Here is an 18237-nt window from a genome sequence, read left to right on the forward strand (position 1 = left end):
GGTGCCGAATTTTTCTGTGATGTATCCGGTGCAGATATGGTCGCTCGACGAGCTGGCGGCATATGCCGAGTGCGCGCTGGATTCGGGCGCCCGGCGGCTGTGGGCAGGGCAGTCCATCCTGATGAATACCGGGGCGGCTCTCGCCGTTGTCGCATCGAAATTTCCAGGTCTGTCTTTCGGTATCGGAGTGCAGTTGGTGCAACTGGAACATCCGATGCAGGCAGCCTTGACCGCGCGGACGATTGCGGAGGTCTCCGGCGCTCCCTTCGCCCTGTGCGTCGGTGTGGGTGGGAAGAACTTTCAGGACGCACTGTCCCCGGATGGTCTCGGATCCCCGGCCGATGTCGCGGCCCGCTATATCGGCAACGTGCGGAGAATGCTGTACGGATCCGGGCCCGGTGGTTCCGAGGACGCCGCATCGGGAGACCCGGTACTTCCCGCGAGCACGGCGCCACCGGTGCTGATCGGAGCGGGAGTCCTCAGAGAGCGGATGGCATTCGAGGCCGGCGGCGTCGCCGATCTCGTGCTCACCTGGCTGGCACCGACCGCATATATCGAAAGCACGATTCTTCCCGCCCTGGAGAGCGGCGCGAACCATCGCGGGAGAGCGCGGCCGACAGTGTGCTCGGTGGTGCATATCGTTGTCGAGCGCACCGGACGCGACTATCCGGCAACTGTTCTCGCGGCCGTACGCAATCATTTGAGCGCCGACCACTACTGCGCGATGCTGCGCCGGGCAGGCATCGCCGCAGACCCGCGATCACCTGCCGCGACCGCACAGGCCCTCGTCGAGTCGGACACCATCGTCATCGGAACGCCGGAATCGATCGCACAGGCCGTTGTCGATCTGTACCGGCGTGGAGTGGACGAAGTTGTCCTGAATATCGCCGGAACCCACGTCATGGAGGGACCTGCGGCCGCATTGGCCGATATCCGGCTCGTCTTCGACGCGGTGCGGGAGCTGACGGACTCATCGGCGGGCGAGGTGAGCTGATGGCCACGATCGTCGGCCGGGAAGCGAAGAGTGTCGCCACCGAACCGGGTGACAACCGAAGTCCTGTGCGGGGGTTACCGGCCACGCTCGTATTCCGGCTGGGCTTGTCCTTCTTCCTCCTGACAGCGCTTACGACTCGCTTATCGCTGGGACTCTTGGCGGCTTTCGGAATTCCCGCCGAGTGGGTTCTGCAGGTGCACAGACCCGTGGCCGCGGTGAAGGAATGGGTCGCAAGCACTGTTTTCCGGGTCCCATTGACCGCTGCGCAGATCGACCGGCTTCGAAATTGGGACGACACCGTATACAGCTGGGTTCAGCTGTCGGTGCTTTTGCTCGTCGCGGTCGGCGTCACCGCCGTCTGGTCCCTTGCCGACAGACGCGCACGTGACTATCGGATTCCGGGCAGCTGGCTCGTACTGGCAATCCGCTACGTGGTGGGGGCGCAACTGCTGACCTACGGCATGGCAAAGGTGTTCCCCTGGCAGATGACCATGCCCCTGCACCGGCTGATCCAGCCGTACGGCGACTTCTCGCCGATGGGGGTGCTGTGGTCGTCGGTCGGTTCATCGACCTCCTACCAGATATGCACCGGTGTGTTCGAGGTGCTGGCGGGGGTACTGCTGCTGGTGCCGCGTACGGCGCGGCTCGGCGCACTACTGGGTTTCGCGGCGATGGGTCAGGTGCTCATCCTGAACCTGTCCTACGACGTCGCGGTCAAAACGTTCTCGTTTCTGCTGATGGTACTGCTCGCCGTACTGATCGCCCCCGATCTGCGCCGGATCGCGACAGCGGTCCTCACCGACCGCGAAGCGGGTGTCGCCGTGCGACGGCCGTTGTTCCGTTCCGGACGAAGAAACCGGATCGCGGTGATCGCGCAGGTCGTCTGTGCTGTGTGGCTCACCGCGGTGGTCGCGCACAACAATGCCGATCTGTGGCGTTCGATCGGCTCCGCCCATCCGAAATCGCAACTGTACGGAATCTGGGATGTCGTCGAATACTCCGTGAACGGCACGCTCCGGCCACCGCTGGACACCGATACCGATCGGTGGAAGCGAATTGTCTTCGACTCTCCGGACTACGTGGTGCGACAGCAGATGGACGGCTCTCTGCTCGCCTACACCGCCGCGATGGATCCGGCGCGGCACACACTCACACTGACAGACCCCGGCACCGGATCACCCGCGGTGCTGACCTTCGATCGAAGTAGTGCGGCAGCGATGACTCTCACGGGAGATATCGACGGCCGGAGTGTTCGTATGGTTCTCCGGCTCCGTGATCGAGAGTCGTTCGAACTGACAAGACGAGGGTTCCACCTGTTCCAGGACGGGCCGTACCTGCGATGACCATCCGTATCCAGTCAGGAGATAACGCACGTGGGAAATGAAGACGATATTCGGCGATTGTTCGCCATGGCAGATCTGATCACCCCGATGGTGATTCGCTCCGCGGCATCGTTGCGGCTGGCCGACCATGTGGACAGTGGTATCGATACGGTGGCCGCACTGGCCGAGGCAACCGGGTGCAAGCGGCAGCCACTGTCGAAGGTCGTCGACCACCTCCACGCGATCGGCCTCCTCCACCTCGATACAACCGGCCGGATCGAGAACTCCGGTATGGGCTCGCTGTTGTTGTCGGCCTACGACTCCGGACGGATCCGTTCCTTCTTCGATCCCGCGGAGGTGGCCGGGCGCGCCGAAATGTCGATAACCGCTCTCCTGCACACCCTTCGGACGGGCCGACCGGCTTACGAAGGTCTGTACGGGAATTCGCTGTGGGACGATACCGACGGCCGCGCCGATGCGGATCAGGGACTCGACAGGCTGGCGCCGGCGGAACCCGAATTCGATGCCGATGTGGTGGTGAACGGTTACGACTGGTCGGGCCGGCGGCACGTGGTCGATGTGGGGGGACACAACGGCGCCATGCTGGCAGCCATCCTGAAAACCCATAGCCATCTCACCGGCACGCTTCTGGATCTCGGCAAGTTCAGCGAACTCGGCACGACGACCATGCGGCGCCACGGTGTGCAGGATCGCGCTTCGATCGTGGCGGGTAGCTTCTTCGACCCGCTACCCACGGGCGGCGACGTCTATCTGCTGTCCGCGATCATGGCCGATTGGGGCGACGAAGATGCGATTCGGATCCTGTCGCGTTGCGCCGACGCCGCCGGGCCCGAGGGACGGGTCGTGCTGGCCGAAGTCCATATGACCACCCATTTGCACCTCGATCCTCCGTTGCGCACCGCCATGGATGTTCGGCTGGCCGCGAGCATGCCCGAGCCGGACCGGACGGTGGACGATCTGTGCGTCCTGGCCGATAAGGCAGGTCTGGACGTTGTGTGGCGCGGACCTGGCACGATGCTCCGGTCGCTGGTGGAACTGCGTCCCCGGACAGCGGCAGGCGCACCCTGATAGACGCCGGGAAGGCGCACGCACAACGGTCAGATCGGGGTGACCGAGGCGACGAGCCACTGCTCGTCGGATTTGTCGAGGGCCACCCGGACGCGACTACCCGTGGTGGTGCCCTGGGGGCTTTCCTTACTGGTGGTCACCTGATTCAAGAACAGCAGGACCACGGCGTGCGCACGGTCGGCGGAGACCACTCCCCCGGCCTGCGTGCTGGCCTTGACCGTCAGTTCCTTTTCCTTGGCGCCCGGGACGATCGCCTTGTCGATGAGTTCGAGGTAATCGGCCTTGAACTCGGGGGCCAGGTTGTCGGCGGCCTTGGGGAGTTCTTTGTCGACCGTCTGGAACTCGTAGCTGAACATGGCCGAGACGGTGCGGGAGGCGGCGGCAACGGCATCGGTGCGCGATTGCTCGGACTGGCGGTAATCCCAATAGCGGTAGCCGCCGATCCCGGCGACCACCGCCGCCGCGACGACCACCACCGCGGTGACCCCGATGAGGATCTTGTTCCGGAGTTTCATACCTGCCCGCGGGCCGGGGTTCGAAACGACCTCGCCGGTCTTCTCGTTTCCCGCCCTGGCGTTCTTTTCCTCCGGGCCTGACTCGATCATGCTACGAACTCCACATCCGAGGCGGTCAAGGTGCCGTCATCCGCACGTTGCACGGTGACCCGGAAGCGGTAGAACCGCTGCTGTTCGCCCTCGGCGCCCGCGTTGGTGAGGGTTTGTTTCGCGGCGACCAGGATCACCGCGGATTTCTCGTCGTCGCGTTCCACGGCGGCCTCGACGACCTCGCCGGTGGACTGCACCTTGGCCTGTTTGACGATTTCGGTGAACGGATCGATCCGGCCGTCGAATTCGGTTTTGAATTCGCCCGAGGCCATGGTGAGGATCCGGTCGATATCTTCTTTGGCCGTATCCGCGCGGATGGTGGTGAGGTTGAGGATCGTCTGCCGGGCGGTCGCCACGTAGTCGGCGCGGCGTTCGTCGCGCTGCTCGGTGGACTGGACGGCGATCATCGACACCACAGCGGCGCCGACGAGTCCGATCACCAGGATCGCGGCGGCGGTGAGCGCGAGGATCCGTTTCCAGGACCCGGCACCGGGCTCGTCACCCGCTTCCGCGGCAGCGGTACCGGTCTCCTCCTCGGCCGAACCTTTCTTGTCCAGCGCGACCGTGGCGGCTTCGGCTGAAGCGACGCCACGGGAGTCCGCGGGTTGCGTCTCGGCTTTGCCGAGCCGGACGGTCGGCGCGGAAGCTCCGGGGGCCTCCTTGTCCACCTCGGCGGCGCTGCTCGCGGTCGCGTCGACGCCCGTGGTTCCGGTTGGGGTGCTCGAAAGCTTCTCGGTCACGGATTCGGCCCCGCCGACCGGCAGCTTCGCGGTCTCGGACCCCGCCGAACCACTCGAGAGCTTCGCGGTCGTGGCCGACGCGGAGCCGGCGGCGGACTTCTCTGTACCGGAGGCGGCCGGGCTGCTCGAGAGTTTCGCCGTCGCGGACTCCGTCGAGCCGGCCGAGAGCTTCGTGGTCTCGGATTGCGCCGACCCTGTCGCGAGCGTTTCGGTCACGTCCTCCCGCGTGTCCGAGTCGGCGGCAGAGGTACCGGTGGCGAGCTTCTCGGTCGCGTCCTCGACCGGTGGGCCCGCCGTGCGGCTGGCCCGCCTGCGGGTACGGCGGGGGTCCTTGGTCTCGCTCATTTCTGCTGCTCCTCGAACATTGCCTGCCAATCCGCGGGTACGGCGCCCGATCCGCCGGGTGCGATATCGCCCTGACGGTAGCTGCGACCGTCGGTACCGGTATAGACCCCGGTGGCCGGATCGTACGAGAGAGCGGCGGCGGGGGTGCTTGCGCCCGAGAAACTAGCAGGTGCCGGGGGTACTCCCGCAACCCCGGGGCCCGTGTCGGGCGCGGCGGCCGGGGCGACACCGGGCGCGGGCGGTTCGGTGGGCGCGACCGGCTGCGGCGGGCCGAACGGCGGATTCGTGCCCAGCGGAACGTATCCCGTGCGGCACAGCTCCGGCGAGGGGGCCCGCCGGCCGGGGTATTCCATACAGGGCGTATTGCGGATACCGCGTACAGCGGTCTTGTCGTCCTGCGGGACCTTGCAGTACAGCCCTTCGGGTGTGGGGACGGTATCCAGTTCGCTCGGGCTGCGGCGCTGATCGGGCGGCAGGAAGCCGGTGGTGCACGGCGGCGGGTCGTTGAGCGTGGTCATGAAGTCGACCATCGCGCCGTATTCCATGGGCCCGCGCACCGCGGTGAGCAGTGCCGCGATCAGCGGCGGGTACACGACCAGGATCTGTTCCACACCGGCGTGGTAGGTGACCCCGACCTGCCCGAGGCTCACCAGGTTGTTCAGCAGCAGCGGCAGGGTGGGACGCAGTTCGTCGAACTGCTGGGTCACCCGCTGCATGGCCGCGGGCCCGTTGGCCAGGATGCTGCGCAGGGCCGGGTCGTGGGCGCGCAACTGATCGGTGACGACCGCCAGGTCGCGGGTCCACGACCGGATCGCGGCATCCGAATTCACCTGGGTGTCGAGCAGCGGGCCGATCTGTTCGATCAGCTGCTTGGTGGGCCCGACATTGTCGTTGGCTTCCTGCACCAGCAGTGCCGCGGAATCGAGGAACCGCTGCAGATCCGGTCCGGCACCGTTGAACGCCCGGAACGCCTCGTCGATGACCTGCCGCAGGCGGGTGTCGGCGACGCTGGCCAGCAGCCGGTCGGCCTGATCCAGCAGGGCACCCACATCCTGGGGGAGTTCGGTGTGGTCCACCGGGATCACACTGCCGTCGTAGAGGTTGGCGTCGCCCGGATCCTGCGGCGGCACCAGGTCGACGTACTGCTCGCCGATCGCGGAGACACTGCGGATCAGCGCCGTGGAGTCGGCCGGGATCTTGTAATCGCTGTCGACCGACAGGCGCGCCTCGACGCCTTCGCTGGTGAGCCGGACCTCTTCGACCACACCGACGTTCGTGCCGCGGTAGGCGACATTGGCGTTCTGGTACAGCCCGCCGGTGGCGGCGAGTTGCAGCGTGACCTCGTACCGGCCGATCCCGAGCATCGCGGGCACACCGACATAGGTGCCGCCCATGACGCCGAGGCCGACCACCGTGAGGATGGAGAAGATGATCAGCTGGATTCGTACGAATCGGGTGAGCGTCACCGGCCCTCGCCCCCTTGCGGTGCGGCGGGCAGCGGCACGGTCAGCCCGGGGATGGCGGGCAGGCCGGGGATCGGCGGCAGCCCGGGAACTGTCGGTTGCGGCTGGTCACTGGGCGGCGGAGTGCCAGGGGGCGGCTCGAGGGGCGTCGCCAGTGGGTTGCCCTGCTGGCCGGCGGGCCCGGCGATCTGCCCGAGCGCGACCTCCACACCGCCGAACATTCCGCCGATTCCGGTGCCGGTGAGGAAGTTCGAGTCCAGCCGCTTACCGGTGAGGTCCACGGTCATGAACAGGTTCAGGTAGTCGCCCTTGATCGCGTTGTCCAGGTTCTTCAGCGGGAACGGGAAGGAGGCGATGATCTTCAGCGCCTCGGTGAGATCGGAGCCGGTATCGGCGAGGGTCTGCAATACCGGAGCGAGGTTGGCCAGGTTCGCTTTCAGATCGTCGCCGCTGGCGGTGATCAGCCGGTTCACCACATCGCTGAGTTCACCGAGTTTGGTGATGGTGGTGGTGATGTTCTGCCGGCGGTCGGCCAGCACGGTGAGCGCGGGATGGATCTCCTCGATCGCCGCTTCCACCACATCGGTCTGTTCGACGAATTGCCCGGAGACGCGGTCCAGGCCTTCCATCGCGGCGATGATGTCGTCGCGCTGGGCGTTCAGGTTGCCGATCAGATCGTTCATCTGCGGGATGAGGTCGCGGACCTCTTCCTCGTTGCCCACCAGGGCCGAGTTGAGTTCGCGGGTGATGTTCTCCAGCTGGGAGATTCCGCCGCCGTTGAGTACTACCGACAGCGACGACAGCACCTGTTCGGTGGTCGGGAAGACCCCGGCGCGTTCGAGCGGGATCACATCGCCCGCGGCGAGCCGGCCCACCGGCGGAATATCCACCGGCGGTGCGAGTTCGACGTGGTTGCTGCCCAGCAAGCTGGTCTGGCCGATCTTGGCGGTGGCGTTCGCGGGCAGCACCACACCGGGGTTCAGCGAGACCGTCACCAGCGCGTGCCAGCCCTCGACCTCGATATCGGTGACCGCGCCGACCGCGACGTCGTCGACGCGCACCGGCGAGTTGCGGGTCAGCGTCGTGACATTCGGCATCTGGATCTGCACCGTGTACGAACCCTCGCCGGTGCCCTCGGTACCGGGCATCGGCAGTGAGTTGAGCCCGTCGTACTGGCAGCCCGTGATCGGTAACGCCAGCGCGAGCCCGGCGACGAGCGCCGCGCCGCGCCGCCGGACCTCCGGGGCGCGCAGCTTCAGCCGGCGCATCATCGTCCTCCTCCGGGCAGGCCGGGAATTCCGGGAAGCTGGATACCCGGGATCGCCAGCCCCGCGACACCGGCCGGAACCGTGACCGGGGCGGGCGCGGGCGCGGCCGGGGGGCCGACCTTCCGCGGGTCGACCTTCCCCGGCAGGTCCGGAGTCGTGTACTCCAGCTGGTTCGGGAACGCGGTCACCCCGGTGGCCGGGTTGGTCATGATGGGCAGGTAGTTCATCGCCAGCGAGCTGAGCACCGGCGCCAGATACTGGGCGCACAGGTCGGCGCTGGTATCGGATTCGTTCTGCTCCAAGGCCCGTACCGAACCGCACAGGAAGCTCACCGGGTCGGCGAAGTTGTTCAGCGAGATGGCGCCGGTCAGCGTGCCCTGGGCGGGTTTGTAGATCTGGTAGAAGTTCACCAGCGCGGTCGGGCCGGAATGCAGCGCCTGTTCCAGTTCGGGTCGTTTGTCGACCAGGATCTGGGTCACGTCGGCGAGCCGTTGCACGCCTTCGGTGAGTTCGGTTCCGCTGCCTTCGAGGAAGCGCTGGACATCGGTCAGCGCCAGGTCCAGGTTGTCCAAGCCGGCACCGAGGTCCTGGGAGACCCCCGCGAGCACCGACGACACCGAGGCGAGCCGCCCGCCGAATTGCACGATCTGGTCATTGCTCTTGGAGAGCACGTCCACGAACTTCTGCAGGTTGCGAATGGTGCCGAACAGATCGGTGCGGCCGTCGGACAGGGTGGTCAGGGTGGCCGAGAGTTCCCGCAGCGTGGTGCGGAAGGCGTCGCCGTTGCCGTCGAGGTTGTTCGCGGCGGTGTCCACGAAACGCCCGAAGGAGCCTTGTGGGTCGTCGCCGACCGGGCCGAGGGCGGTGGACAGTTTGTTCAGCTCGGTCTTGATGTCGTCCCATTCGACCGGAACGGCGGTGCGTTCGATGGGGATCTCCGCACCGTCGCTCAGCTTGTCCCCGCCGGTGTAGGCGGGCGCGATCTGGATGAACCGCGCGGCGACCAGTGAGGGGGCGATGATCACGGCCCGCGCGTCGGCGGGCAGGTCGACGCCGCCGTCGACCGACATCGTCACCTTCACCTGATCCTTACCGGGCTCGATGGCGTCGATCTTGCCGATCGGGACCCCCAGCACGCGCACATCGTCGCCCGCGTACAGACCGCTGGTGGAGGTGAAGTAGGCGGTGATCTCGTGCTTGGTGATCCGCTGGAACGCCGTGTACCCGCCGAAGGCGACCAGCGCCACGACCAGGACCCCGGCAACGATCGCCACCCGTTTCCGGGGTATCGCGCGGACCTTGTCCTTCAGAGTGGTCACGAGATCCTCCTCGGGGCAGTTCCATGCGGTCCGCGGAGGCCGTCGGGTTGGTGGAGGTTTCGCATCATCGCGGTGGCTCCTGTACGGACGGGCCGATCTTGGGGCCGGGTTCGAGCAGATAGGCGCGCAGCGATTCGGGCAGATGCTGCGGCCAGACCAGCGCGTCCACCAGCGGGTGCAGGGTTTCACTACTGGCGTTGACGACGTAGGCGTTGAAGTACGGGCCGCTGCCCACCTGTTCGCCGAGGGCCGCGGCGAACGGGCCCAGGCCGTCGAGCGCGCCGGTGAGGTTGTCCCGGTTGCGCTGCAGCAGGTCGAGTACCGAATTGAGTTTGTCCAGCGCGGGTTTCAGCTGGGCTTCGTTGTCGTGCACCAGCCCGGACAGCTGCTGGGCGAGCGCGTTGACGTAGACGATCATCTGGCTGATCGCGGTGCGCCGCCGATCCAGTTCGCCGAGCAGCTGATTCCCGTCGACCAGCAGCGCGTTGATGGCGTCGGCGCGGTCGGCCAGGATCTTGGTGACGTTCTGGGCACGGGTCAGCAGATCCGACAGCGCCTGATCGCGGGCGTTGATCGTGCGCGAGAGGGCGGTCACGCCGTCCAGCGCCGAGCGCAGCGGCGCCGGGGTGTCGGCGAAGGCGGCCGAGAGTTCGTCGAGGGTCTGGTTCACCTTCGGCAGGTCCAGATCCTGCACCGTGCCGGCGAGATCGCCGAGCGCCTCGTTCAGCGAGTACGGCGAGGTGGTGCGTTCCATCGGGATGGTGTCGGTGACCTTCAGCGACCCGTCGCCGGCCGGGTTCACCGCCAGGGATTTACGGCCCAGCACAGTGTTGGTCTTGATGGCGGCGGTGGTCTTGTCGCCGATCCCGATCGTTTCGGTGAGACTGAACCGGACCAGCACCTGCGCGCCGTCCAGGCTCACATCCTCGACCCGGCCCGATTTCACCCCGGCGACCTCCACGTCGTCACCGGTCACCAGCCCGCCCGCATCGGCGAAGTACGCGGTGTACACGGCCCCGCCGCGAATGAACGGCAACCGTTCGAACTGCAGCGCCGACAGCGCCACCGCGACCGCCAGCACCAGGCCGACGACGCCGATGGTCACCGCGCGCGATTGCTCCTTCATTCGCTGGCACACCTTCCGGTCGTCTGCTCACCGGGCAATTCGATCAGCAGAGGTTTCCCGTCCGGACCGTCCACCAGGAAGTTCGTCCGGCATACGTACAGCTGCAGGAACGAACCGTAGGAGCCGATGCGGATCAGTTTCCGGTAGGTCGCGGGCAGTTTGTCCAGCACCCACTGCACGGTGTCGGAGCCGTCGTCGAGGTTGGTGGCCAGCCGCCCGGTCTGGGCGATGGTGGCCGCCAGATCGGGGCGTGCCTGGGCCAGCAGATCGGTGGTCGCGGCGGTGGCGTCGGCGATCCGCGGGAGGGCCGCGCCGATGGGATCGCGGTCGGCGGCCAGACCGCTCACCAGCCGGCGCAGTTCGTCGATGGTGGTGGCGAACTGGTCGCCGCGGTCGTCGATGGTTTTCAGCACCGAGTTCAGGTTGTCGATCACGCTGCCGATGAGCGCGTCCCGGTCGGCGAGGGTTTTGGTGAACGAACCGCTGCTGTTGAGCAATTCGACCAACGTTCCGCCCTGCCCCTGGAAAATCTGCAGCAGCGCGTTGGTCAGATCGTTGACCTGCGCCGGGTCCAGCCCGCGCAGCAGTGGTTTGAACCCGCCGAGCAGCATGTCCAGATCCAGTGCGGGCGCGGTTTTGTCGAGGCCGATGGTGCCGCCCTCGTGCAGGGTGGTGGCCTCCCCCGGCCCTTCGAGCAGTTCCAGGTAGCGGTCGCCGACCAGATTCTCGTAGCGGATGGTGGCGCGGGTACTGGTCAGCAACCGGTACTTGGTATCCACATCGAATTCGACGTGGGCGTGGTATTCGTCGTCGACCTTCACCGACGACACCGACCCGACCGGTACCCCGGCGATGCGCACCTTGTCCCCGGGTAGCATGCCCGAGGCGCTGGTGAACACCGCCTGGTATCCGTTCTCACTGGAGAAACGCGTCTGCGAGAACACGATCGCCAGCCCGGCGAAGACCAGGGTCATCACGAGGGTGAAGATCGCGAGTTTGATCGTGGTAGCGGTATTTTTCATGGCTGGCCCACCCCCGGGAGCCCGGCGAACAGTACCTGGAAGACCGAGGGAGCGTTCAGGCTGAGGTTGGTCGAGGGCGTGTAGGGATGCCCTTCGGAGGTATCGGTCACGACGTAGGTGGAGTGGCTGTCCGGTACGCGATCGAGTATCCCGCCGCAGCGCGGCCCGCCGGTGGCATTCACCTTCGGCAAGTCGTTCGGATAGGTGTAGGGAGGGCTGGCATACATGAACCCGGTGTTCAGGGCGACACCTTCCTGTCCGCCGCCGAAGACGGATTCGCCCAGCGGCAGCGCCTTGGCCGAACCACCGATCAGGCAGAACAGCGCGTCCCGGTAGTTGTTGAGCAGTTCGCCGGTGGGGCGCAGCAGGTCCAGGGCGGTGCCGATCTGGGCTTCGTTATCGCGCAGCACCGCGCCGGTGGTGTCGGCGAGACCGGTGATATTCGCCAGCAGCGCGTCGACATCGGATTCGGATTCGCTGAGGGTCCGGCTGCTCACGGTGGCCCCGTCGACGGTGCGCAGCAGATCGCCGGAGACGTCGGCGTACAGGTTGCCGACGGCCGCGGTGGTGCTGAGGTCGCGTTGCAGGGTGGGCAGCGTCGGGTTGATCTCGCGCAGGTAGGCGTCTCCGTTCACCAGCAGCTGCCCGAGTGTTTCCCCCCGGCCCTGCAGCGCGGTGCCCAGCGCGGTCAGGGTGGCGCTGAGTTTCTCGGGCTCCACCTGTGCCAGGACATCACTGAGATGCTGGAACAGGGTGTTGAACTCGACGGTCACCTTCTCGGTCGAGAGCCGGGCGCCCGGTTGCAGCGATTGTGCTTCCGGTTCCTGCGGGATCACGAAGTTGATGTATTTCGCGCCGAATACCGTGGTCGAGCGGATATCGACGGTGGCGTTGGCCGGGACGAGGTGCAGCATGTCCGGGTCGAGAGCCAGCCGTAGGTCGGCACCGTCGTCGGTGCGATCCACCCCGGCGACCCGGCCGATCTGCACGCCACGCACCTTGACCTTGGCGTCCGGGTCCAGCACCAGCCCGCTGCGCGGCGCGGCGACGGTCACGGTGACGCTCGGGGTGAACCCGCCGAAGAACATGGTCAGCGAGACGAAGACCGCCGCCACCGCGGCCAGCACCATGGCGGTGCCGGCCAGTTTCAGCCCGAATTTTTCCCGCACGGCGACCCACTTGTTCGCCGGCGGCAGCGGGGCCCAGGGATCGGCGGGACCGCGGGACGACCCACCCGCGGTACCGTTCGACGCCCCGGGCTGTGCCCGTAATCGTTTACTGTCCGCTCGCATCATTTCCGTCATGGCGCCTATCCGGAAAGGTTGAAGTTGCCGGAGGTGCCGTAGACGGCCAGCGAGATCAGCAGCGTCACCGTGACCACCGCGATCAGCGAGGTCCGGACCGCGTTACCCACCGCGACACCGACGCCCACCGGGCCGCCCGCCGCGTTGTAGCCGTAGTACGTATGGATCATCATCACCGCCAACGCCATGACAATGGCCTGCGCGAACGACCAGAGGATGTCGCTCGGGATAAGGAAGGTCGAGAAATAGTGGTCGTAGACGCCGGCCGATTGCCCGTAGATGACCACGGTCGCGAACCGGCTGGCGATGAAGGAGGCGATCACCGCGAGGGCGTACAGCGGGATGATCGCGATCATCCCGGCCAGCACCCGGGTGCCGACGAGGTAGGTCATCGGCCGGATGGCCATGGATTCCAGCGCGTCGATCTCCTCGGCCACCCGCATCGCGCCCAGCTGCGCGGTGGAGCCCGCGCCGATGGTGGCGGCCAGGCCGATCCCGGAGATCACCGGCGCCGCGATCCGGACGTTCAGGAAGGCGGCGAAGAACCCGGTGAGGGCTTCGACCCCGATATTGCCGAGCGAGCTGTAGCCCTGCACGGCGATGGTGCCGCCGGAGAACAGGGTCAGGAAGCCGACGATCACGACGGTGCCGCCGATCACGGCGAGGGCGCCGCTGCCCATGCTGATCTCCGCGATGAGCCGGATCGTCTCCGTGCGGTAGTGGATCAGGGCGCGCGGGATACAACCGATCGCCTTGCCGTAGAACACGGCCTGTTTACCGAGGTCGTCGATCGAGGTCGAGAACCTGCGCACCCGCCGGGTGATCCGGGGGAAACGGGACTGGATGATCACCGAGGCCGACATCGCGTCACCGCACCGAGAATTTGAGACCGACCGCCGTGACCACGACGTTCACCACGAACAGCGCCATGAAGGCGAAAACCACTGTCTGGTTCACCGCATCACCGACACTCTTGGGACCACCTTTGACATTCAGACCCAGGTAGCAGGCGACCAGTCCGGCGATCAGGCCGAACAGGCCGGCCTTGACCTCGGAAATGATCAGCTCCGGAAGGTTGGTCAGCAGCGTGATGCCGTTGACGAACGCGCCCGGGTTCACGTCCTGCAGGAAAACCGAGAAGAGGAAGCCACCGACGATGCCGATGGTGCAGACCAGGCTGTTCAGCATCAGGGCGACGAACATCGAGGCCAATACTCTGGGGACGACCAGCCGGTGGATTGGGTCGATACCGAGCACCTTCATGGCGTCGATTTCTTCCCGGATGGTGCGGGCGCCGAGGTCGGCGCAGATGGCCGTGGCACCGGCGCCGGCGACGATGAGCACCGTGACGATCGGCCCCACCTGGGTCACCGCACCGAAGGCCGCGCCGGCACCACTGAGGTCGGCGGCGCCGATTTCGCGCAGCAGGATGTTCAGCGTGAAGCTCACCAGGACGGTGAACGGGATCGCGACCAGCACCGTCGGCAGGATCGAGACCCGCGCGACGAACCACGATTGATCGATGAATTCGCGCAGCTGGAACGGGCGGCGCAGACTCGCCCGGGCCACGGATGCGGTGAGTTCGAAGAATCCGCCGACGGCCCGCAATGGCACGGCAAGGACGTCGTTCACCGTGGATCCTCCTTGCCTAACACTGGTCCCGCTGGCGGCCGATCGGGATACACCCTGGGACACGCCCCGCTAAGTAGAACACGTTCATTTCCTATTTGGGGCCATTTTGAGGCTTGTGAACTGTTGACTTGTTTCAATCTCAGACAGCGAGACTGAAACAGGTTTCATGCGCCGTGGACATCATTGTGTGAGGCCGGGCACAGTCCGACCCATTGTTTACCAATGACTGGACGGTTGTACAACTCTTGCCGGGCGGGTTCCGCGATCCGTTCGCGCAACCCCGGCCCCGGCGAGACTCGCTCAACCCAATTCGTGTAGTGCCGTTGCCGAGAAGGTACGACCTTCTTCTCGTCCGGCGAAGTAACCCGTCAGCGTGGTGGCCAGATCGTCATCAGACCATTGCGTACCCGTCGCATCGAAGCGCTGCTCGACCACCGGCGCGGCCATCAACGCGACCATGGGCCCGTAGACCACGAACACCTGCCCGTTGACCTTTTCCGCGGCAGGTGAGGCCAGGTAGGCCACCAGGCGCGCCACATGGTCGGGCGAGAGCGGATCGACCTCTCCCTCCGGCGCCGCGCTGAAGACCTGTTCGGTCATGGCGGTCCGCGCCCGCGGGCAGATCGCGTTCGCGCGGACACCGAAACGGTTCAGCGCGCGCGAGGCCGAGAGGGTCAGCGCGGTGATCCCGGCCTTGGCCGCGGCGTAGTTGGCCTGACCCTCCGGCCCGAGCAGACCCGCTTCGGAAGAGGTATTGACGATCCGGCCGTATACCGGGGCGCCGGTCTCCTTGGACCGCGCCCGCCAGTAGGCGCCCGCGTTGCGGGTCAGCAGGAAATGCCCGCGCAGATGTACCGCGAGCACCGCGTCCCAGTCCTCGTCGGACATGTTGAACAGCATCTTGTCGCGGGTGATACCCGCGTTGTTGACCACGATGTCCAGGCCACCGAACGATTCGGTGGCCGCGGCGATCATCGCGTCGGCCGTGGACCGCTCGGCGACACTGCCCGCCACGAACTCGGCTTTCGCACCGAGGGCGCGGATCTGTTCCAGCGTCTCGGTTACGGCGTCGGACTCGGCGAGGTCGTTGACCACCACCGAGGCCCCGGCTCCGGCCAGGGCGAGCGCTTCGGCCTTACCGAGGCCCGCACCCGCTCCGGTCACGATCGCAACTCGCCCGGCGAGGCTGGTATCTGTATCGCTCACCGGGCCGACTCTAGAACGTGTTCTTATTCACGGCAAGAGCCGATTCACAGCAACCGCAACGCCGCTTTCGGACATTGCGCGACTGCCTCGGCAACCTGCGACTCCTGATCCGCCGCGACCTCGCCCTCGGCGACGTGCAGCATATCCTCGTCATCGAGTTCAAAGACGTCGGGAGCGATTCCCGCGCAGATTCCATTCGCTTCGCACTGATCGAAGTCAACGCTGACCTTCATCGAAACTCCTTTTCCCGCCCGATACCGCAAGCCTAACAACGACGGGCCGCCCGGGCAGGCTACATGGGCTGATTACCCTTCAATACTGGAACATGTTTCAGTGCATATGCAATGATCGGAGCAAGGTATCGGAGATCCATTCCGCGCTCCGGGAGGGTGAGCGCGGCGAGATCCCACGTCCCGGCCCCTTCTCCAACCCCGTACAACGAAGGCTCGAGGTACCGCCATGCGCATCGCGTATACCCCGGAACACGAACAGCTACGCGCCGAATTGCGCGAATACTTCGCGCGGCTGATCACCCCCGAACGGCGGGCCGCGCTCAGCGCGCAGACCGGCGAATACGGGCAGGGCAACGTATATCGCGAGGTCGTCGCCGAGATGGGTCGCGACGGCTGGCTCGCGCTGGGCTGGCCCGAGGAGTACGGCGGCCAGAACCGGCCCATGCTGGACCAGCTGATCTTCACCGACGAGGCCGCCATCGCCGGCGCCCCGGTACCGTTCCTGACCATCAACTCGGTGGCGCCGACGATCATGCACTACGGCAGCGAGGAGCAGAAGAAATTCTTCCTCCCCAAGATCGCCGCCGGAGACCTGCACTTCGCCATCGGCTACTCCGAACCCGGCGCCGGCACCGATCTGGCGTCACTGCGCACCACCGCGGTGCGCGACGGCGACGACTACGTGATCAACGGGCAGAAGATGTGGACCAGCCTCATCGCCTACGCCGACTACGTCTGGCTGGCCGTCCGCACCGACCCCACCGCCAAGAAACACAAGGGCATCAGCATGCTGATCGTGCCCACCACCGCCGAGGGTTTCTCCTGGACCCCGGTGCACACCATGGCCGGCCCCGACACCAGCGCCACCTACTACCAGGACGTGCGCGTCCCGGTGACCTCGCTGGTCGGCCCGGAGAACGGCGGCTGGCCGCTGGTCACCAACCAGCTCAACCACGAGCGGGTCGCGCTGACCTCCGCCGCGGCGCTGCAGCTCGCACTGGCACAGACAGTGGCCTGGGCGAAGGAGACGAAGGCCGCGGACGGGTCGCGGGTGTTCGACCGGGAGTGGGTCCAGCTGAACCTGGCGCGGGTGCACGCCAAGGTCGAATACCTCAAGCTCATGAACTGGGAGATCGCCAGCCGCGCCGACGCCGGCGGCGATGCGGCGCCCCGCCCCTGGGACGCGTCGGCGTGCAAGGTGTACGGCACCGAACTGTCCACCGAGGCCTACCGGCTGCTGATGGAGGTACTCGGGCCGCAGGCCACCCTGCGCCAGGACTCCCCCGGTTCGGTACTGCGCGGCCGGCTGGAGCGGATGCACCGCGCCGCCCTGATCCTCACCTTCGGTGGCGGCACCAATGAGGTGCAGCGCGACATCATCGCCATGACCGCGCTGAAACAGCCCGCCTCCGCCCGCTGATCTCGCCCGATTCCAGAAGTAGGTAGTTCACCATGGATTTCACTCCCACCGAAGCCCAGCTGGACCTGGCCCGGCTCACCGGCGAGGTCTGCGAGAAACTGGTCACCGCCGACCGGCTGCGCGAACTGGACGGCGGTACCGCCAAATTCGACGAACCGCTGTGGAAATCGCTCGCCGAGACAGGTGTGCTGGCCGCCGCGCTGCCCGAGGAGATCGGCGGCAGCGGTTTCGGCACGCTGGAACAAACCGCGATCCTGCGCGAACTCGGCAAATCGGTGGCGGCGGTCCCCTACCTGTGGTCGATCGTGCTCGGCGCGGGCGCGCTGGCCCGTTTCGGGTCCGCCGGACAGCGCGAACTCGCCGCGGCTGCCGCCGCCGGCACCTCCATCCTGACGGTTGCCGTGGCCGAGGAACACAACTGGGATCCGGCCCGGCCCACGACCACGGCGGTGGGATCCGGGGACGGCTGGCAGGTGACCGGCGTCAAAACCACTGTTCCCGTGGCCGACCGCGCCGCCCGAATCCTGGTGCCCGCCTCGGTGTCCGGACAATCCGCGGTCTTCCTGGTCGACCCCTCCCACGAATCCGTCACTGTGACCGCGCAACAGGTCACCGACCGCAGCGCCGAATCACTCGTCGAATTCACCGACTCCCCCGCCGAACTGCTCGGCACGGTGGAATCCGGTGAACAGATCCTGGCCTGGCTGCTCGACCGCGCCTGGCTCGGCCTCGCCGCCCAGCAACTGGGCATCCTCGAACGTTCCCTGGAACTGGTCGGCGACTACGCCCGCGAACGCGAACAGTTCGGGCGCGCCATCGGCAGTTTCCAGGCCGTGGCCCAGCGCCTGTCCGACGCCTACATCAGCACCCAGGGCCTGCGCCTCACGGTCACCCAGGCGGCCTGGCAGCTCAGCGAAGACCTCGACGCCACCGCCGCCGTCCACACCGCGAAGTTCTGGGCCGCCGAAGCGGGCCACCAAGTGGCGCACACCCTCGTCCACGTACACGGCGGCGTCGGCATCGACCGCGACCACATCGTGCACAACTACTTCACCGCCGCCAAACACAACGAATTCACCCTCGGCGGAGCAACCAACCACCTGCTCCCCCTGGCCCGGTTCGTCCCCGAATCCGCCTAGCCCCGGCTGA

17 protein-coding genes are annotated in these 18237 nt (G+C 66.5%); 5 read left to right on the forward strand and 12 right to left on the reverse strand.

From position 1 onward, the window contains the following. Positions 1-28 precede the first annotated feature (28 nt). The 3 genes from ACQEVO_RS27860 to ACQEVO_RS27870 are packed head-to-tail and all read left to right on the forward strand — an operon-like array spanning position 29 to position 3405. Positions 29-994: an LLM class flavin-dependent oxidoreductase gene (locus tag ACQEVO_RS27860; RefSeq protein ID WP_432919163.1), complete on the forward strand. Its 966-nt coding sequence runs from the start codon at positions 29-31 to the stop codon at positions 992-994. Then, positions 994-2337 (forward strand): DoxX family protein, encoded by a 1344-nt coding sequence (locus ACQEVO_RS27865; protein ID WP_432919166.1) that lies wholly within the window; start codon positions 994-996, stop codon positions 2335-2337. Before ACQEVO_RS27860 ends, ACQEVO_RS27865 begins: the two co-directional genes overlap by 1 nt. Before the next feature lie 30 nt (positions 2338-2367). Then, positions 2368-3405 carry a methyltransferase gene (locus tag ACQEVO_RS27870; RefSeq protein ID WP_432919169.1) on the forward strand — a complete coding sequence of 346 codons (1038 nt, stop codon included), beginning with the start codon at positions 2368-2370 and terminating at the stop codon, positions 3403-3405. Positions 3406-3434: 29 nt separating this feature from the next. On the opposite strand, the gene ACQEVO_RS27875 is transcribed toward ACQEVO_RS27870, so the two are convergent. From ACQEVO_RS27875 to ACQEVO_RS27930, 12 genes are all read right to left on the reverse strand, one after another. Continuing rightward, complete coding sequence (locus ACQEVO_RS27875) at positions 3435-4010, reverse strand: h domain protein (protein ID WP_432919172.1); 576 nt, start codon at positions 4008-4010, stop codon at positions 3435-3437. Next, on the reverse strand, positions 4007-5095 hold the full coding sequence (locus ACQEVO_RS27880) for a hypothetical protein (protein ID WP_432919175.1): 1089 nt from the start codon (positions 5093-5095) through the stop codon (positions 4007-4009). The genes ACQEVO_RS27875 and ACQEVO_RS27880 overlap by 4 nt, the downstream gene beginning before the upstream one ends. Then, a complete protein-coding gene (locus tag ACQEVO_RS27885; RefSeq protein WP_432919178.1) occupies positions 5092-6561 on the reverse strand; it encodes an MCE family protein in 1470 nt (489 codons plus the stop codon). The genes ACQEVO_RS27880 and ACQEVO_RS27885 overlap by 4 nt, the downstream gene beginning before the upstream one ends. Next, positions 6558-7829 (reverse strand): MCE family protein, encoded by a 1272-nt coding sequence (locus ACQEVO_RS27890; protein WP_432919181.1) that lies wholly within the window; start codon positions 7827-7829, stop codon positions 6558-6560. The genes ACQEVO_RS27885 and ACQEVO_RS27890 overlap by 4 nt, the downstream gene beginning before the upstream one ends. Further along, entirely contained in the window at positions 7826-9145 is a 1320-nt protein-coding gene (locus ACQEVO_RS27895) for an MCE family protein (protein ID WP_432919183.1), read from the reverse strand. Before ACQEVO_RS27895 ends, ACQEVO_RS27890 begins: the two co-directional genes overlap by 4 nt. 64 nt (positions 9146-9209) lie before the next feature. Continuing rightward, positions 9210-10271, reverse strand: coding sequence for an MCE family protein (locus ACQEVO_RS27900; protein ID WP_432919185.1), 1062 nt, complete (start codon positions 10269-10271; stop codon positions 9210-9212). Continuing rightward, complete coding sequence (locus tag ACQEVO_RS27905) at positions 10268-11293, reverse strand: MCE family protein (RefSeq protein ID WP_432919188.1); 1026 nt, start codon at positions 11291-11293, stop codon at positions 10268-10270. Before ACQEVO_RS27905 ends, ACQEVO_RS27900 begins: the two co-directional genes overlap by 4 nt. Continuing rightward, positions 11290-12423: an MCE family protein gene (locus ACQEVO_RS27910; protein WP_432923063.1), complete on the reverse strand. Its 1134-nt coding sequence runs from the start codon at positions 12421-12423 to the stop codon at positions 11290-11292. The genes ACQEVO_RS27905 and ACQEVO_RS27910 overlap by 4 nt, the downstream gene beginning before the upstream one ends. A gap of 179 nt (positions 12424-12602) precedes the next feature. Next, the gene (locus ACQEVO_RS27915; RefSeq protein ID WP_432919191.1) at positions 12603-13460 is read right to left on the reverse strand and encodes an MlaE family ABC transporter permease; all 858 of its coding nucleotides are present in this window, start codon (positions 13458-13460) and stop codon (positions 12603-12605) included. Between the two features lie 4 nt (positions 13461-13464). Continuing rightward, a complete protein-coding gene (locus tag ACQEVO_RS27920) occupies positions 13465-14229 on the reverse strand; it encodes an MlaE family ABC transporter permease (RefSeq protein ID WP_432919194.1) in 765 nt (254 codons plus the stop codon). A gap of 300 nt (positions 14230-14529) precedes the next feature. After that, positions 14530-15435, reverse strand: coding sequence for a 3-oxoacyl-ACP reductase (locus ACQEVO_RS27925; protein ID WP_432919197.1), 906 nt, complete (start codon positions 15433-15435; stop codon positions 14530-14532). Between the two features lie 44 nt (positions 15436-15479). Continuing rightward, positions 15480-15668, reverse strand: a complete 189-nt coding sequence (locus ACQEVO_RS27930; protein ID WP_357237955.1) for a ferredoxin — start codon at positions 15666-15668, stop codon at positions 15480-15482. A gap of 226 nt (positions 15669-15894) precedes the next feature. On the opposite strand from ACQEVO_RS27930, the gene ACQEVO_RS27935 reads away from it, so the two are divergent. Beyond that, entirely contained in the window at positions 15895-17088 is a 1194-nt protein-coding gene (locus ACQEVO_RS27935) for an acyl-CoA dehydrogenase family protein (RefSeq protein ID WP_432919201.1), read from the forward strand. A 32-nt stretch (positions 17089-17120) separates the two neighbouring features. Continuing rightward, positions 17121-18227, forward strand: a complete 1107-nt coding sequence (locus ACQEVO_RS27940; protein WP_432919204.1) for an acyl-CoA dehydrogenase family protein — start codon at positions 17121-17123, stop codon at positions 18225-18227. The last annotated feature ends 10 nt before the right edge of the window (positions 18228-18237 follow it).

The sequence above is a fragment of the Nocardia sp. CA-290969 genome (assembly GCF_050936135.1).
GTDB lineage: Bacteria > Actinomycetota > Actinomycetes > Mycobacteriales > Mycobacteriaceae > Nocardia.

Excerpts from the sequence above, each read along its gene's own strand:
- ACQEVO_RS27865 (WP_432919166.1), top strand. The coding sequence starts at position 994 with ATGGCCACGATCGTCGGCCGGGAAGCGAAGAGTGTCGCCACCGAACCG.
- ACQEVO_RS27940 (WP_432919204.1), top strand. The coding sequence starts at position 17,121 with ATGGATTTCACTCCCACCGAAGCCCAGCTGGACCTGGCCCGGCTCACC.
- ACQEVO_RS27875 (WP_432919172.1), bottom strand. The coding sequence starts at position 4,010 with ATGATCGAGTCAGGCCCGGAGGAAAAGAACGCCAGGGCGGGAAACGAG.
- ACQEVO_RS27915 (WP_432919191.1), bottom strand. The coding sequence starts at position 13,460 with ATGTCGGCCTCGGTGATCATCCAGTCCCGTTTCCCCCGGATCACCCGG.
- ACQEVO_RS27935 (WP_432919201.1), top strand. The coding sequence starts at position 15,895 with ATGCGCATCGCGTATACCCCGGAACACGAACAGCTACGCGCCGAATTG.
- ACQEVO_RS27890 (WP_432919181.1), bottom strand. The coding sequence starts at position 7,829 with ATGATGCGCCGGCTGAAGCTGCGCGCCCCGGAGGTCCGGCGGCGCGGC.
- ACQEVO_RS27910 (WP_432923063.1), bottom strand. The coding sequence starts at position 12,423 with ATGGTGCTGGCCGCGGTGGCGGCGGTCTTCGTCTCGCTGACCATGTTC.
- ACQEVO_RS27905 (WP_432919188.1), bottom strand. The coding sequence starts at position 11,293 with ATGAAAAATACCGCTACCACGATCAAACTCGCGATCTTCACCCTCGTG.
- ACQEVO_RS27900 (WP_432919185.1), bottom strand. The coding sequence starts at position 10,271 with ATGAAGGAGCAATCGCGCGCGGTGACCATCGGCGTCGTCGGCCTGGTG.
- ACQEVO_RS27930 (WP_357237955.1), bottom strand. The coding sequence starts at position 15,668 with ATGAAGGTCAGCGTTGACTTCGATCAGTGCGAAGCGAATGGAATCTGC.
- ACQEVO_RS27880 (WP_432919175.1), bottom strand. The coding sequence starts at position 5,095 with ATGAGCGAGACCAAGGACCCCCGCCGTACCCGCAGGCGGGCCAGCCGC.